The sequence below is a fragment of the Streptomyces carpinensis genome (assembly GCF_002154505.1).
Lineage (GTDB): Bacteria > Actinomycetota > Actinomycetes > Streptomycetales > Streptomycetaceae > Streptomyces > Streptomyces carpinensis.
The window spans coordinates 1-15,961 of record NZ_MUBM01000047.1 but is presented as its reverse complement, the minus strand read 5'-3'; the positions used below and the strand labels follow the sequence as shown (position 1 = coordinate 15,961).

The window sequence follows — 15,961 nt, the reverse complement described above, 5'->3', positions numbered from 1 at the left end:
CAGCTGAAGGACCCGGCCGTCGCCACCCGCCCCCGGTGCGCCGGCGCGGGGCGGGGCGGGTGGCGGCGGGCGGGTCCTTCAGAGCTGCGTCGAAGGAGGCGGGGTCGGGGTCGGCGTGGACGATGAGCACACTCCCGGTGTACTCCGCCGGTGAGTGGGTCGGTGGGTGGTGGAGACGACAATGGTGTTCGCGCCGACGATCACGGCGATGGCGAGCCAGGCGAGGCCGTCGAGATGCTGTCCGAGCACAACGAGGCCGACCAGGGCCGCGAAGACGGGGTTGACGCTCATGAACACCCCGAAGAACTGCGCCGGGACGCGGCGCAGGGCCATCAGGTCGGCGAGAAACGGCACCGCTGAGGACAGCACCCCGGCCGCCAGGGCGCAGCCCAGGGCTGCGAGGGTGGGTCTCTGGTGCCACAGCACCCAGGCGCCGACAGGCAGGTAGAGGGCACCGGAGACGGCCGCGGCAGTGGCCGAGCCCTCCAGGCCGGGCAGCCGGGTGCCGACGGTCCGGTTGAGCAGGATGTAGCACCCCCAGCACACCGCGGCCAGCAGCGCCAGGCCGATGCCCACGTAGTCGGTGGACGGCGTGGGGCGGGTGAGCACCGCCACCGACCCCGCAACCGCCACGGCGGCGACGAGGTCGCTGCGGCGGCGGGAGCCGGCCAGCGCCACGGTCAGCGGGCCGAGGAACTCCAGGGTGACCGCCAGGCCGAGCCCGATCCGCTCGATCGCCGCGTACAGGGACAGGTTCATCCCGGCGAAGACCAGCGCGAGCTCGAGGACCGGCCGCCACTGCGCCGCGGTGAACCGCGCCGGCCGCGGCCTGCCGACCGCTCCGAGGACGGCGGCGGCCACCCACTGGCGGACCGCCACGACACCCACCGGACCGATCACCGGGAACGCCAGGGCCGCGATGGCGGCCCCCGTCTGGTTGGACAGGCCACTGCCCAGCATCAAGGCCACGCCGCCCAGGCGCCCGCTGCCCCGGCCGTCGTCGAGCGCGGCGGGAGCAGGCACCACTGAGACGGCCGAGGAGTCGCTCTGCATACCCACCACCATCGACGCACCCTCGCCATACGCAAAATGCATCCACGCGACCATCCATACGATGGATGCATGGATACGAAGCGGGGCGGCGGCGCTCAGGCACTGGAGCTGAAACACCTGCGGTGCCTGGTCGCCATCGTCGACACCGGCAGTTTCACCGACGCCGCCCACGAACTCGGCACCTCCCAGGCCGCCGTCTCCCGCACCCTGGCCGCCCTCGAAAACGTGCTCGGGGTGCGGCTGCTGCACCGCACCAGTCGCAGCGTCGCGCCCACCCCCGCGGGCGTTCAGGCACTCGCGCGCGCCCGTATGCTGCTGGCCGGCGCCGACGAACTCGTCCACGAGGCCGCCGCCGGCCACACCCGCCTGCACATCGGCCACGCCTGGTCCGCCTTCGGCCGCCACACCACCGAGTTCCAGCGCCGCTGGCACGAACAGCACCCCGAGACCGACCTGCGCCTGATCCGTCACAACACCCCTACCGGGGGCCTCGCCGAAGGGCTGTGCGACCTCGCCGTCATCCGCGCCCCGCTCGACCTCGGGCCCTGGGCCCATGCCCTGATCGGCTACGAAGCCCGCTGCGTCGCCCTCGCCTCCGACGACCCCTGGGCCCGTCGCCGTGGCATCCGCCTGGCCGAGATCCCTGCCCGCACCCTGGCCATCGACCGCCGCACCGGCACCACCACCCTCGACCTGTGGCCGGAGGGGAACCGGCCCGCCGTCGAGTACACCCAGGACATCGACGACTGGCTGGCCGCCATCGCCACCGGCCGCTGCGTCGGCCTCACCCCGCAGGCCACCGCCGCCCAGTACCGCCGCGACGGCATCACCTACCGCCCGCTGCGCGACGCGGGCCCCGTTCCCGTCCACCTGATCTGGCGCCCCCACGACCCGTACCCCGCCACCCACACCGCCATTGCCCTCGCCGCCGGCCTCTACCGGGAAGACGCCGACACCGCGGCCCGCGATCGCCCCAGGTGACCGGCAGGAAGGAAAGACGATTCGGGCGCAGGTGAAAGGCGCCCCCTCGGCACGCAGTCGCTCGAGCGTCACCCGGGACTGTTCTCCCGGGTGAGAGATGTCCGGACGTCAGGGACCTGTCGGACCGCTTCAGCGAACTACGCACCCGTGGCCAGGACTACCTCGAGGTTGGGTCGTCAGGGGACGTCATGTCATTGAGCGAGTCCGTGGCGGGCGAGGACCGTGGGAGTCTTCCTCACGGGGCGCCGGGATAGGGTGCACCCGTGGAGCGGATCTTGGTGGTGGGTGTCACCGGTGCAGGCAAATCCACGCTCGCCCAAGCCTTGAGCAGCCGGCTGGGCCTGCCCTACCACGAGATGGACGCGCTGTACTTCAACGGCCCCGACTGGTCCGTCAACAGCGAGCTGGCCGAAGACGTGTCAAGGCTCACCGCCGAGCCTTGCTGGATCATCGACTCCCTCGGCTATCCGGAAGTCCGGGACCTGCTGTGGGACCGGGCCGACACCGTCATATGGCTGGACTATCCCAAACGCGTCATCATGCCCCGCGTCCTGCGCCGGTCCTTCCGGCGCACCGTCACACGGGAGCTCCTCTTCGGCGGCAACAGGGAAACCTGGGCGGACTGGCTGAGCCGGGAACACCCGGCCTGGTGGGCCTGGTCCCAACACGGGACCCGCCGCCGCGAAGTCGAGCGCCGTGTCCGCGACCCCCGCTTCGCCCCTCTCGACACCTTCCGCTTCAGCCACCCCAACGACACGGCGGCCTGGTTGGCATCCCTCTGACCCTGCGGGTCAGGCAACCGGGCAGCTTCGTCGACGGGCCCGGCGTCCCGCCGCGCGGTGGAGCGAAGAGCAGCACGGCGACGGCGCCGGGCAGTGCCGTGGCCGCTGGCGACCGATCCCGTGGCGCGGGAAGCAGGGCTTTGCCGGTGCGTCGATCACCTTGTGGTGCTGCACCTTGGAGTGGATGGCTCGGCGGCCTCGCGACCGACGCTCCTGGCCAGAGCCCTGCTGTGGCGGCGACTCCCCCGGCCCGCGACGGCCTCGGCCGACTCCTCCGACAGCTAGGTTCCGTGCCGAGTCGTGATGCGTCAGCGGGTCGGAGGCCGCGGATCCAGATGACCGCGCCGTGGAGGGGGCCGGCGAGCCGCGCCCGGAGTCACACCCCGACGGCGCCGTCGATCCGTTCGCGGATCAGGTCGGCGTGTCCGTTGTGACGGGCGTACTCCTCGATCATGTGGATGAGCACCCAGCGCAGGGAGACCGTGCCCCGCCACGAGTCATGGCCCTCGATGTCGAGATGCGAAGCCTCGGCGACGAACGCTTCCGCGAAGGCGACTTCGGCGTGCCAGGCCGCCCAGGACTCCGCGACGACCTCGGGTTCGGTCCCGGCGCCGTCGAAGTCGCCCTCGGGGACGTCCGTGGAGGAGAAGCGCAGCTCGACGTCGTGCCCGGCGAGCACGGCCCGGAACCAGCGGCGTTCCACGTCGGCGAGGTGCCGGACGAGGCCCAGCAGCGAGAGCGAGGACGGGGACACGGACCGCAGGGCCAACTCGGGCCCCAGTCCGGAGCACTTCAGCTTCAGGGTGGCGCGCTGGGCGTCCAGCACAGCCACGAGCATGCTCCGCTCGTCACCGGTCGCGGGGCCGCTGAACCGGTGCTCGCTGCCGGTGCCGGTGAACAGTTCGATCCGTCGGTCGGGAATCTTCATGCCCACATCATCGTCGCCGGGTGGCCGTCTCTCGCACAGACGGCTGAATTCAGGGGACGTCGTCGACGAACGACCGGTAGAGCGTGTACCGCTTGACGCTGCGGCCACCTGGCGCGGTGGCGGGGAGAAGAACCAGAAAACGGGTCTTGTACATCGACTGTCGGTCGTCAAGTGCGCTTGAGGTCCGGGCACTTGCGCTGAAACGCCTGCCCGCGGACAGGCCCCGGCCCGGTAAGAAGCGCGGTCACGGCCCGTCGGGTGGTTGTGTCCGCGCTTCTCCGGTGCCGCCGCGCCGAACGGCTGCCCACTGCTCCGCAGGGGGAAGGGTCAGGCCCCCACAGTCCCGTCGACGCCCTCGCGCAGGAAGTCCGCGTGCCCGTTGTGGCGGCCGTACTCCAGGAGCACGTGGATCATCACCATCCGCAGCGACACTTCCTCGCCCCATCGCGGCTGGTAGCCGGCCTGCTCCAGGGACTCGGCCTCACGCTCGATGCGGCGCGAACTCTCCACCTCGGCCTCCCAGGCCGCGAACGCCTCGTCCCTGGTCGACGCGCTCGCATCGTACGCCGCCTGGAAGTCGATCTCGTCGGACCAGACCATGGGTACGTCGTTGTCCTCGAACACCCGGCGGAACCAGGCGCGTTCCACCTCCGCCATGTGCCGCACCAGACCGAGCAGCGAGAGCGTGGACGGCGGCATCGACTGCTGCCGAAGCTCCTCGTCGGTCAGCCCTTCGCACTTCATGGCGAGGGTCGCGCGGTGGTAGTCGAGGAAAGCCCGCAGCATGTCGCGTTCGCTGCCGAAACTGGGCGGTCCTATGCGATTGTCGCTGGCCATCGGCCGTGCTCCTCATCCGTGCCTGCATTCAGGGTCAGTATCCACTCACGTCGGCTGTTCCAGGCGATGGCCGTCGACCGGGCGGCCTTGGGGCGGCTCCCGCGAAAACCCGTCGAGTGGTCCCTCTCCGCGCTCCCTTTCATGAAGCGGCCGTCCGGCAGGCGACGCGGGCGTGAGCAGGCGGACAGTCTGCGACCCGGGCAAGATCTGCTCAACCCGGCGTCTCGGGCCCGCGGTCGCCCTGGGCGGAGGCTGCCTCGCGGGCATGGCGGCAACTGCGGGACCGGCCCGGCGTGTTGGCGCCCATCGCGTTCGGCCCGACCGTCCCGCACCCCGTCGAGACGCTCGCCGCGGCCGGTCCCCACGTGCCGGCGGCCGTGCATGGGACTCGTGTGGGCGGCCGCGCCGGTCTTTGGGAGGTGTGCGTCGGCCGTCTCGGTGCGCCGGCTGGTGGCGTATCACACGGGCCGATGGCCGCGCTCCCGCCGACCCGCGCGAGCCCGGCGACCCACTCGCCCCGGTCGTCGATGACGTTCGGGAGGCAGGCCAGGACACGCCGCTGGGCGCGAGGACCCTGGCGATCTCGGGTCCCGCGACGGCCGTGTCGAACCAGTGCACGGCGTTGCCGGCCGGCACGACGTCGACGGAAGCGTCGGGCAGCGGTATCGCCTCCGCACTACCCGGCAGGGCACGGACAGCAGGCAGCAAGCGGCACAGCTCGGCCGGCATCGCCGGGTCGGACTCGACCGCGATGACTTCGGCACCCAGCGCGACCAGTGTGGCGGTCAGCTTGCCGGTTCCGGCGCCGGGGTCAAGCACACGCGGGCCAGCGCGGTTCAAGCGCCAGCTCACCGCGGCCTGCGCGTAGTCCGGCCGCGTCGGTCAGTCATTGACGTGGCGCATGGCCCACTGGCCCAGGAACCAGCCCCTGTTCCTCCAGCACCAGCCGATGAACCCCGCAGCCAGCACGACGACTGTGAGCTTCCGTGTCCGAGCCATCTCCGCCCCTCCCGATTTCGCACCAGGTTACCCACCCCACGCGATCAGCCGCCTGCGGTCATACCCATCACTCGTTCGGGCGCGTACGGGGTGCAGCCTCCCGTCCTGCTGCCCAGGATCGACCTCGCAATGGCTTTCCTCGTGAAGGTGGAACAACATGCCGACGTATGTCGCGTTGCTGAACTGGACCGATCAGGGGATCCGAAACTACAAGGACACCGTGAAGCGCGCCGAGGGCTTCGACGCGGCGGTGCAGAAGCTCGGAGCGAGGCTTGTGAACCTCTACTGGACCGTCGGTCCGCACGACCTCGTGGCCGTCGTCGAGGCCTCCGACGACGAAACCGCCACCGCGGCACTCCTGCAGCTCGGTGGGGTCGGCAACGTCCGCACGACCACTCTCCGGGCCTTCGGCCGGGAGGAAATGGATCGCATCATCGGCAAGGCCGCCGGCTGACGTCCTGCGCTCACCGCAGCAGTCGTAGGCGTCCGGCGAGTCGGTACCGACGATGGACCCCGCCCCACGCTCGCACGCCCCCACGCACGGACCCCGACTGCCCGCACAGCCCCTCACTGCCCGCACGGACCCCCACTGCCCGCACGGACCCACGGACAGCGCCCCGGATGGTCAAAACACCCACCGCGTATGGGTGTAGACCCCGTCGTTGCGTCCGAAGCCGTACGCCGTGGCCGGGGCCACCGCGAACACCACCGCGTCCCCCCTTCTGAACGCATCCCCGATCCCGTGGAACGTGCCCTCGGGCGAGGTGATGTGCGGCCCGTACTTCTCCTCGTACGCCGCGATCACCTCCTCCAGCACCGCACGGTCGGCAACCGGCACCGCCGTGCCCTCGACGACGAGGTCGAGCCCTTCGGTGAGCGAGTTCCCCCCGGTGGTCAGCGCGCAGTGCCCGTCGTGAGCGAGGTTCCTCGCCTTCTGCTCCCCCGCCCCGGTGGAGAAGTACAGCACGCCCTCGTGCCACGCTGCGATCACAGGAGTGACGTGCAGCCGGCCGTCGGGCCGCACCGTGGACACCCAGAAGATCTCGGCAGCCTCCAGGTGCCGCTGGGCCTCGGCCCACTCGGTCGCGGTCGCCTCCGCGGCACCCGGGCGGGGATTGAGCGCCGAGCTGTAGCGGGCGTCAAGCTCGGTCCTGGGCTGTTTCGCGGGTTCCTTTGCCGACATGGCGGATCTCCTTCCCCTCCCCATGGTGACGCGCACAACCGGCACTGGCACAGCGCGCTCCTGTACCCGCGCACGGCTCACCGGGCGGACCGGCTCACACCGCGTACGACAGCACGAGCACGGACACCGAGAGCCCGAGCATGCCCAGGCAGTTGACCCAGAACTCCTGCTTGAGGAAGCGCGCCCGGTAGTGCGCGTACGAGGCGCACACGAAGTACCCGATGACGGCGACGTTCGCGGCGAACGCGACACCGGGGTACTTGATGCCGGCCACCAGCCCGGCCGCCGCCAGGAGCTTGACCACGATGAGGGTCCACCACCAGTCGCGCGGCAGCCGTACCCCGTCCAGACACCGCTGGATGAAGCCCGGCGGCCTCACCGACATCATGGCGTCACCGAACAGCACGATCGCCAGCAGCGCGGTGAGCCACCAGACATGGGGTACGCCGATCATTCCTCTCCTCCTTCATGGGTGACCACGAATCCGACCACCTCGCGCAGCTGGTCGACGGCGTCGGGCTCCTGGATGGTGCCGTGGGAGACGGTCATGAGAATGCCGAGATACGCGTAATGGACGACCCGCGCGGCGCGGCCGGAGTCGACGCCGCCCAGGCCCGCCCGCGCGAGCGCCTCGGCGATCTCGGTGATCAGGGACAGCGCGAGGTTCCGGAAGATCGCCGACTCGTGCGCTCCCCGCACGATGATCGCCGCGTACTCCCGCGAGAGCTCCTCGTCGCCCGCGAAGTACCGGATGAAGGGCTCGAACAGGGCCATGATCGCGTCCACTGCGACGTCTGCGGACATCGGGGCGGGGGCCGTGCCGTCGTCGCCCGTTCTCGCGCGGTGCACGGCGTCGATCCAGCCATCGAAGATCGCGACGAGGAGCGCGTCCTTGTCGCCGACCGACATCACCGTCCCGGCGCTGACTCCCGCCTCGGCGGCGATCTGCCGGACCGTCGTGGCCCCGAACCCCTGGGCACGGAACAGGCGTTCGGCCGCGGCCAGCACCCTCTCCCGCGTCGCCTCCCGCCGCGCGGCCCGTGACTGAACACGTTCACTGAACATGTTCACGAAGCTATCCCGCCGCCCCGCGCGGCGCAACCATCCATCAGGAGGGGGCGGATTGCAGTGCCTGGTCGGCGGCTCCCCCAGCACGGAATTCCCGCCCCGACTCCTGTCACGGATCTTGACTCCGCCGTCGTCGCGGACTTAGCGTTCCGAAGCTCGGCCTGATTGAAACGATTCAATCGATTTACGGTTACAGCTTGGGGCGGAACATCATGCACGAATCCAACTCGCAAGGGCGCGGGACAAGACGCCGTACGGTGCTGGCGGCCGGTCTGGTCGCGGGGGCCACGGTCGCTTTCGGGACGGCTCTGTCGCCGGCCGCGTCGGCGGCCGGCGCGGCTCCGGCCGCACCTCCCGTCACGGACGCGGCCCTGGACGCCGACTGGTTCGCGCGGCCGGCCCGCGCCGTCCGCCCCAAGTTCCGCTGGTGGTGGCCGGACGGCCTGGTCGACCCCGACGAAATCGCCCGTGAGATCGACCAGATGGCCGACGCCGGCTTCGGCGGCGCCGAGATCGCCGCTGTGCACCACAGCATCAGCGACACCTCGGTTCTGGACACCGCCCACCACGGCTGGGGCAGCAGGCCCTGGCGCGAGGGCGTCGAGGCCGCCCTGCGGCGGGCCGCGCGCCGCGGGCTCACCATCGACCTCACCATCGGCCCGAGCTGGCCCGCCGCCGTCCCCGGCGTCACCCCGCAGGACGACGCCGCGGTCAAGGAACTCGCCTACGGCAAGGCGTCGTTGACCGGCGGCGCCACCTACGACGGCCCGGTCCCGGCCCCGGCGCGCGCGGCGGCCTCCGGCGTCACCGCGCAGCAACTCGTCGCCGTCCAGGCGGCACGGGTGGACACCGCCAACTCCACCCGCAAGGAGACCGGCCTCGACGCCGACTCCGTCACCGACCTGACCGATCGCGTCAGCGGCGGCAACCTCACCTGGACCGCGCCCGCCGACGGCGACTGGGTGGTGCTCTCCTACTGGCAGCGCGGCTCCGCCCAGCAGCCCGAAGGCGGCCCGCACTCCTCGCCCACCGCCTACGTCGTCGACCACTTCAGCGCCGCCGGCACCGCCGCGATCACCCGCTACTGGGAGGACAACCTCCTGACCAGCGAGGTGAAGCAGTTGCTGAGGGCCGCCGGCGGCGCCTTCTTCGAGGACTCCATCGAGTTGGAGACCAAGGGCTTGCAGTGGACACCGGAACTGCCGAAGGCCTTCGAGGAGCACACCGGCCGGCCCCTCGCGCCGTACCTCCCGGCGATCGTGCTCGACAACAGCAACCAGGTCTTCGCCTTCGAGGCAGAGCTGACCCGGCAGATCCGGCACGACTTCTGGGAGACCGTGTCGATCCTCTTCAACCGCCACCACATCACCGCGCTGCGCGACTGGGCGCACGGCCTGGGCATGTCGCTGCGGTCCCAGTCGTACGGACTGCAGACCGACTCCATCGCCTCCGCGGCCCTCCTCGACATCCCCGAGGGCGAGTCGCTCGGCTTCAAGAACCTGGACGACTTCCGCTGCCTGGCCGGCGGCCGTGACATGGGCGGCCACCGGGTGCTGTCCTGCGAAGCCGGCGCGTACGCGGGCTCGGCCTACAGCACCACCTGGGACCGGATCCTGCGCACCATGGGCGGGGCGTACGCGGCCGGCGTCAACCAGACGGTGCTGCACGGTTTCTCCTACGCCACCGCCCCCGGCGTGAGCTGGCCCGGCTTCGCCGCGTTCAGCCCCTACAGCGGCGCCCCCGGCTACGGCGAGTCCTGGGGCCCCCGGCAGCCCACCTGGCAGCACGCCGAGGACGTCTCCGGCTATCTGGGGCGTGTCCACCGCGTCCTGCAGTCCGGTACCCCGCGGGCGGACGTGGCCGTCTTCCGTCAGACCGGGTACTCCGCCACCGGCATCGGCGCCTCCTGGCTCACCGCCACCGGCGTACCGCTGGGATGGACCCACCAGTTCCTCAGCAGCCCGCTGCTCGACCTCCCCAACGCCACCGTCCGCGGGGGCCGGCTCGCTCCCGACGGTCCCGCGTACAAGGCGCTGTTCCTGGAGAGCGACTTCTTCTACGGTTCCACCCCCACGCTCGCCCTTGCGGACGCCCGCAAGCTGCTGAAGTTCGCGAAGGCGGGGCTGGCGACCGTCGTGTACGGCGCGTTCGACGCGGCGCTGACTCCGGGGGTGCCGGCGGCCGGCGAGACCGCGGAGCTCCAGGGCGTACTCGACGACCTCTTCGCGCTGCCCAACGTCCGCCGTGTGACCGACAAGGCCCTGGTGGGCGATGCCCTCGCCGCGCTCGGGGTGACGCCCGACGCCGTGTACGGCACCTCCTCCACACTGCTGAACGCCCACCGGGTCACCGACGACGCCGACTTCTACTACCTGTGCAACGGAAAGCACGCCGAGAGCGTCAAGCCGCCCGTGGCCCGGATCGACCACGAGGTGACGCTGCGCCGCACGCACGGCGGCACCACGGTGCCCTACGTGCTCGACGCGTGGAGCGGCAAGGCCGTACGCCTCGGCCAGTACACCGACGACGGCGACTCGGTCACCCTGCGGGTGGCCCTGGAACCCGGGCAGACCCTGATCGTCGCCCTGGCGAAGCCGGGTTCGTTCGGCGACCGGAACGGCAACCGGCCGCACGCCGTGACCACCGACGCCGACCAGGCGCTGTTCACCGACGACGGGCTGGTCGTCCGCGCCGCTGCCGCGGGCACCTTCACCACGCGGCTGTCCCAGGGCCGTACCGCCGTCTCGAAGATCGCGGCGGTGCCCGACCCCGTCACTCCGACCACCTGGACCCTGGAGGTGGAGGACTGGCAGCCCGGCGACCGGGCGACCAGCACCCGGACCGTCGCGCACACGCTGTCCCTCGACACGCTCCTTCCCTGGTCGCAGATCACGGAGTTGGCCGACGTCGGCGGGATCGGCCGCTACCGCACCACCGTGACACTGCCCGACACGTGGACGGGCGGCACCGGCGCCGTGCTTGACCTCGGCCAGGTCAGCGACACCTGCCGGGTCAGCGTCAACGCCACCCGGATGGACCCGGTGAACCGCATCCGTCCCGTCCTCGACGTCGGCCCGTGGCTGCGCCGCGGCGCCAACACCATCGAGGTCGAGGTGGCCGTCCCGCTGATCAACCGGCTGCGCGTCTCCAACCCGGCGGTGTTCGGCACGACGACGCGACAGGCGTACGGCCTCGTCGGCCCGGTCCGGCTGGTGCCGTACGGCCAGGCGACCGTGGAGTGAGGACCGTGCCCGCGCGAGCGTGACGGTGACTGAACCCCGGGCCGCACTTCATGTGCGGCCCGGGGTTCGGTCGTTCACGACGGCCTGGTGCACCAGGCCCTTTTCGGTGGCGGTGGCGACAGCCGTCACCGCCACCGCCGGGGAGGCTCCGTACGTCGCCGGCCCGAGGCCGCCCGCATCGGCCTCAACCCGTGGGCTCTTGGTACCTGGATCACTCCGGCCGCGGGGAGCCTGCGCAGACCTCGGGCAACGGCTGCCTGTCCTGGCCTCGCCGCGCCCTTGACCACGGCCTTCGCCATGACCTTGCTGTCAGGACGCTGGGCCGGCTGACGGCCGGTGCCGCGGAGGGACTACAGGCGCACGACGACCAAGGCGATGTCGTCGTCTCCGCCGCCGCTGACCCCGAAACGGGAGAGCAGGGTGTCGGCCAGGGGCTCGGGGTCGAGGCGGGCATTGGCGGTGAGGACGTCGGTGAGCCGGTCCAAGCCGGCGTCGATGTCCTCCCCGTGGCGTTCGATGAGACCGTCGGTGTAGAGGACGAGGGTGTCACCGGGGGCGTAGGGCACGGCGGCCTGAGGACGCGGGACGTGCGTCGGGCGAGCCCCCAGGGGCGGGTCGGTGGCCTGGTCGAGCAGCACGGACGTGCCGTCGGCGCGGACCAGGACCGGTGGCGGATGGCCGGCGCTGCTGTAGGTGATGTGCCGACGGCGGGTGTCGACGACAGCTTCGACCGCGGTGGTGGCCAGCGCTCCCTCCACGGAGCGGGCGTACAGGCCCAGGACCTCCATGGCCCGGTCGGGCTCGCGCAGGGCGCGGATGGCGGCGGACAGGGCGCTGCGGAGCATACCCATGACGGCGGCGGCCTCCAGGCCGTGGCCGACGACGTCACCCACGGCGAGGGAGAAACCGTCGGGCAGGTCCACCACGTCGTACCAGTCGCCGCACACATTGAGCCCCTTGGCGGCGGGCAGGTAGCGCACCGCGATGTTGCGGTGCCCCAGGAGGTCCGGGGCCTGGAGCATGGCTTCCTGGAGGGTGACGGCGACCTGCCGTTCCCTGGCGTGGGCCTGCCGCAACTGTTCATTGAGCAGTTGCAGCTCACGGGCGCGCGCGTAGAGTTCGGCCTCCATGGCCTGCCGCTCGGTGAGCGCCTGAACCGGCTGTGACTGGTCACCGCGGGAGAGTACGAACTCGGTGACGTCCTCCACCCGGTGGATGATCCACACCACCCGCCCGTCCGGCCCCAGGACGGGGGTGTTGATCGGCGACCACCACCGTTCCTCGAACACCTCGGGCCGGCCGGGCAGGGGGATGTCGTACTTCAGCACCGTCATCGTGTCCGGCTCTCCCGAGCGCAGGACCCGGTGCAGCGAGGCGCTCAGGTTCCGCATCCCGTCGGCCTCGGGGTCCGCCGGGTTCTCGGGGAACGCCTCGAAGATGTGCCGGCCGACCAGGTCTTCCCGTGTGCGGCAGGTGGCACGGCAGTACGCCGCGTTGACGCCAACGATCACGAGGTCCCGGTCCAGCACCAGGTACGGACTGGGTGTGGCCGCGAACAACGCCTGGCAGTCGATCGGCGGTGTCGTCACAGGCGCTCTCCCGTCCCGTCCGGAGACCCCCTTCGGTGGTTCCACTATGCGCGTTGCCGACCGACACGGCGTGGCAGGAACGTCGAAGTGTCAAAGAAGTGCTGGTCACAGGGATGCCGCAACATTCACAGCCCGCGGGTGCGTGAGCCTGGCAGCGGGCGGAGGCGGCCACGACACGGTGCAGCCACTGCGTCAGGCGCCCGCGGCTGTGACCACGGCGTCCGTGGCGAACCCGAGCAGGAGGCCGAGCAGGATGCACCACGTCGTGAGAGCCTTCGGACCGCTCCTGCGGGCGACGGCCAGCAGTTCGATCACCACAAAGAGGATCGAGCCGGCCGCCAGGCCGAGGAACGCGATCGACAGCGTGTCGTTGACCAGGTGCTGGCCGACGATGGTGCCGAGGAAGGTGGGGCCGCCTCCGATCAGTCCGAGCAGCAGCAGCGTGGGCCACGACGGGCGCTCGCCCTCGGCGGCCAGCGGGGCGACGATGCCGAAGCCCTCGGTGGCGTTGTGCAGCCCGAACCCGATGATCAGCAGGACGGCGAGGGAGAGCTCTCCTTGCGCGGCCGAATTGCCGATCGCCAGGCCCTCGGCGAAGTTGTGCAGGCCGATACCGGTGGCGATCATCAGGGCGAGGGAGCCCGCCTGGCTGCGGGCCCTGTGCGCCAGCTCCGCGCTGGTGGCGGCACCGGGGCCGGCGGGCCGCGCCTGGACGGCCCGCCGACGGGCGATCCACGCGTCGTAGTGCACGAGCCCGGCCAGGCCGATGGTCAGGCCGGCGGCCAGGGTGAGGCCGCCCGAGGCGACGGAGGTCCAGTCGTGCTTGCTCAGCGCCTCGTCGACCGGTTCCCAGGCGTGGGTCAGCACGTCCCACACCAGGAAGATCAGGATGCCGATGGCGACGGCATTGAGCCCTGACCTGAGGCGGGGGGCAGGGGTGCGCAGACGGCCGAGAGGGAGGCCGAGGTAGATGGTGAAGCCTGCGATGGCGCCGAGCAGGGCGATGTTCGCGCTGGACATGGGATCTCCGGTCTGACGTGCAGGGGAAGCGCACAGAAAGTAAGCCAGGTAAGCCTTACCTAACAACCTTCGCGTTCCAAATTGGGAGAACCTTGATCGAGTCATTACGCGATGACCTCGAGCGGCCCGGCATCCCCTCTGGCCGAGCCGCCCGGTGCCCCTCCCCCACCGAGCGGCCCGCTGGTTTCGCGTGTGCGCGGTCGTTGCCCGAGGGGCTACGGCCGGCGCCGTCGGCGCGGCCCGGGCGGCCCGCCCCGTATGCCGGTCAGCGGGGCGCAGTGCCCGGCCGCCGCGGGCGGCGGCGTGACCCGTGCCGCCGCCCGGGCCCAGGCGGCGGCACGGGTGTGCTCGGTCAGCTGAGGACGGGAATCAGGCCGAGGGCGAAGAGGACGTAGAAACCGGCCGCGACGGCCAGGCGTGCGGGGGTGAGCTTGCGCGCGCGCATGGTCAGCAGCAAGTAGACGATCGCCGCCATGGTGATCAGGCCGGACCACAGCAGCGCGCCGTCGAAGTGCCAGCGGGTGAAGAGCAGGCCAAGCCCTGAGGGGACGGTGGCCTGGATCATCATCGCGCCGGAGATGTTCGCCAGGGCGAGCTTGGTCTTGCCCTGACGGACCCAGATCACCGCGTTCATGATCTCCGGCAGTTCGGTGGCGATCGGGGACAGCAGCAGGGCGGTCACCGAGGCGGACAGGCCGATCATCGGGCCGATGGCATCCAGCTGCTTCACGAACAGCTGCGACGCGAAGAAGATCACCACCAGGGTGAGCAGCGTCTGGGCGATGACGGCCCAGGTGGCCGGGGACGCGGCCCTGGGCTGGAACTTCAGCGGCTCCAGCTCCACCTCCTCGCCGTCCTCGTCCTGGCCGCCGCGGATCTCCCGCCGGAAGTAGACCGCGTACGCGGCGAAGAAGAGCAGACCGAGGACGGGCTTGAAGGCGAAGGCGACCAGGCCGAGCGCCACCTTCACCACGAAGATCGGCAGGAACCACTTCTGATCCTTGGCCAGCCGCTTCATGTCCTTCTCGGTACCGAGGGCCTGCTCGGTGCGGCCGGTCGGCGGGGCGGCGATGTCAGGGGCCACGCCACCCGCGGCGACCAGTGCCGCAGTGTGCTCACGCTCCTTGCGGCGCTTCAGGAGCAGCATCGCGCCGGTGACGCCGTAGGCGACGGTGGCCAGGGCCAGCGGTCCGCCCATCGCGGCGCCCACACCGATGTTCTTGGCCTCCTCGGTGCCGCCGGTGGTCACCGCGACCAGAGTGACCACGGACTCGGGCAGGGCGGTGCCGAAGGCGGCCAGGATCGTGCCGACCGCCATCTTCCCTACGTTCAGGCGCTCGCCGAGCCATTCGACGGCGTTGACGAACCACTCACAGGAGAGATAGATCGCCACCGCACAGACGATCAACAACACGAAATGGATCACGGTCTCGGCCAGCCTTCCCGCGCCGGCGGGGGCTTCGAGGACAACCGCGCGAGAGGAGGACGGCGGCAGCTTCGACCCCGCCGACACGACATACGTCGTCGACAAAGGGCCGAAGGTCTCACCCACCCGCACACGCTCGGCGCGGGCCCGGCCACCGGGAGCCCGGCGCTGGGCTCCAGTGTGTCGACGACCGGTATCTCGGGGCTACTCCCCTTCGCAGGCGCCGAGCATACACGGTGCTTCTCGACGTCCCCCGGATCGGGCGAGGACCCCGCAGCCGGAACTGGGACCCCGGTCTGCGTCGGCTCACAGCAGAACACGGCGGGTGGGCATGTGAGGGTCTAGAGGCTGAGCGTGACGGCAGCGGCAGCGCCGCCCAGGCCGAGGGCGAAGGCGGCCTGACTCCAGCCGCCCGCACCCCAGCGGAACAAGCGGTCGACCGCCAGCCGGCCCGGCCCGATGGCGGCGACGGCCAGGGCGGCGACAGCGATGCACACGCTGTACTCCACCCCGCCGTCCGTCTCCCACAGGCCGTGGGCACCGGTGACGGTGGCCATCGCATTGATCATCACGCCGATCAGGGCGGCAGCCGCGAGCGGCGTCAGCAGTCCGAGGGCCAGGCCGAGGCCGCCCAGCAACTCCGACAGCCCACCGATCGCGGCGAAGAGCACGCCCGGGTGATAGCCCAGGGCGGAAAACCCCTTGCCGGTCTCCGTCAGGCCGGCGCCCCCGAAGAGCCCGAAGACTTTCTGGGCACCGTGCCCGGCCATGAGCAGGCCGAAGGTCAGCCGGATGAGCAACAGGCCGCAGTCGGCGGCGGTCACCAGGGGCGCGGCGGCGCCGGGCGCCACCG

15 protein-coding genes are annotated in these 15,961 nt (G+C 71.2%); 4 read left to right on the top strand and 11 right to left on the bottom strand.

Annotated elements, in window-relative coordinates; genetic code table 11:
• Positions 1-78: 78 nt before the first annotated feature.
• The gene (locus tag BZY54_RS07605; protein WP_244217020.1) at positions 79-969 is read right to left on the bottom strand and encodes an EamA family transporter; all 891 of its coding nucleotides are present in this window, start codon (positions 967-969) and stop codon (positions 79-81) included.
• 153 nt (positions 970-1,122) lie between these two features.
• On the opposite strand from BZY54_RS07605, the gene BZY54_RS07600 reads away from it, so the two are divergent.
• A complete protein-coding gene (locus BZY54_RS07600) occupies positions 1,123-2,034 on the top strand; it encodes a LysR family transcriptional regulator (protein ID WP_086723856.1) in 912 nt (303 codons plus the stop codon).
• Between the two features lie 263 nt (positions 2,035-2,297).
• A complete protein-coding gene (locus BZY54_RS07595; protein WP_086723854.1) occupies positions 2,298-2,816 on the top strand; it encodes a P-loop NTPase family protein in 519 nt (172 codons plus the stop codon).
• Between the two features lie 376 nt (positions 2,817-3,192).
• Here the strand turns inward: BZY54_RS07595 and BZY54_RS07590 are convergent, their stop codons facing one another.
• The 3 genes from BZY54_RS07590 to BZY54_RS07580 all read right to left on the bottom strand — a co-directional run bounded on the left by BZY54_RS07590 (position 3,193) and on the right by BZY54_RS07580 (position 5,400).
• Positions 3,193-3,744, bottom strand: a complete 552-nt coding sequence (locus tag BZY54_RS07590; protein WP_086723852.1) for a mycothiol transferase — start codon at positions 3,742-3,744, stop codon at positions 3,193-3,195.
• A gap of 327 nt (positions 3,745-4,071) precedes the next feature.
• Positions 4,072-4,581: a DinB family protein gene (locus BZY54_RS07585; protein WP_086723849.1), complete on the bottom strand. Its 510-nt coding sequence runs from the start codon at positions 4,579-4,581 to the stop codon at positions 4,072-4,074.
• A gap of 45 nt (positions 4,582-4,626) precedes the next feature.
• Positions 4,627-5,400 carry a class I SAM-dependent methyltransferase gene (locus BZY54_RS07580; RefSeq protein WP_244217019.1) on the bottom strand — a complete coding sequence of 258 codons (774 nt, stop codon included), beginning with the start codon at positions 5,398-5,400 and terminating at the stop codon, positions 4,627-4,629.
• A gap of 337 nt (positions 5,401-5,737) precedes the next feature.
• Between BZY54_RS07580 and BZY54_RS07575 the strand changes: the two genes are divergently transcribed.
• Positions 5,738-6,034 carry a GYD domain-containing protein gene (locus tag BZY54_RS07575; protein ID WP_086723848.1) on the top strand — a complete coding sequence of 99 codons (297 nt, stop codon included), beginning with the start codon at positions 5,738-5,740 and terminating at the stop codon, positions 6,032-6,034.
• A 171-nt stretch (positions 6,035-6,205) separates the two neighbouring features.
• On the opposite strand, the gene BZY54_RS07570 is transcribed toward BZY54_RS07575, so the two are convergent.
• The 3 genes from BZY54_RS07570 to BZY54_RS07560 form a co-directional block, all read right to left on the bottom strand.
• On the bottom strand, positions 6,206-6,763 hold the full coding sequence (locus tag BZY54_RS07570) for a pyridoxamine 5'-phosphate oxidase family protein (protein WP_086723846.1): 558 nt from the start codon (positions 6,761-6,763) through the stop codon (positions 6,206-6,208).
• Positions 6,764-6,857: 94 nt separating this feature from the next.
• On the bottom strand, positions 6,858-7,217 hold the full coding sequence (locus BZY54_RS07565) for a DoxX family protein (RefSeq protein WP_086723844.1): 360 nt from the start codon (positions 7,215-7,217) through the stop codon (positions 6,858-6,860).
• Positions 7,214-7,828: a TetR/AcrR family transcriptional regulator gene (locus tag BZY54_RS07560; RefSeq protein WP_086723864.1), complete on the bottom strand. Its 615-nt coding sequence runs from the start codon at positions 7,826-7,828 to the stop codon at positions 7,214-7,216. Before BZY54_RS07560 ends, BZY54_RS07565 begins: the two co-directional genes overlap by 4 nt.
• 215 nt (positions 7,829-8,043) lie before the next feature.
• Here BZY54_RS07560 and BZY54_RS07555 point away from each other — a divergent pair, with 215 nt between their 5' ends.
• Complete coding sequence (locus BZY54_RS07555) at positions 8,044-11,073, top strand: glycosyl hydrolase (protein ID WP_086723842.1); 3,030 nt, start codon at positions 8,044-8,046, stop codon at positions 11,071-11,073.
• Positions 11,074-11,423: 350 nt separating this feature from the next.
• Here BZY54_RS07555 and BZY54_RS07550 read toward each other — a convergent pair whose 3' ends face one another.
• The 4 genes from BZY54_RS07550 to BZY54_RS07535 form a co-directional block, all read right to left on the bottom strand.
• On the bottom strand, positions 11,424-12,662 hold the full coding sequence (locus BZY54_RS07550) for a PP2C family protein-serine/threonine phosphatase (protein WP_086723840.1): 1,239 nt from the start codon (positions 12,660-12,662) through the stop codon (positions 11,424-11,426).
• Between the two features lie 192 nt (positions 12,663-12,854).
• On the bottom strand, positions 12,855-13,682 hold the full coding sequence (locus tag BZY54_RS07545; RefSeq protein WP_086723839.1) for a ZIP family metal transporter: 828 nt from the start codon (positions 13,680-13,682) through the stop codon (positions 12,855-12,857).
• Positions 13,683-14,034: 352 nt separating this feature from the next.
• Positions 14,035-15,234, bottom strand: coding sequence for a sodium:calcium antiporter (locus BZY54_RS07540; RefSeq protein WP_244217018.1), 1,200 nt, complete (start codon positions 15,232-15,234; stop codon positions 14,035-14,037).
• A gap of 215 nt (positions 15,235-15,449) precedes the next feature.
• Entirely contained in the window at positions 15,450-15,935 is a 486-nt protein-coding gene (locus BZY54_RS07535) for a DoxX family protein (protein ID WP_086723860.1), read from the bottom strand.
• Positions 15,936-15,961 lie beyond the last annotated feature (26 nt).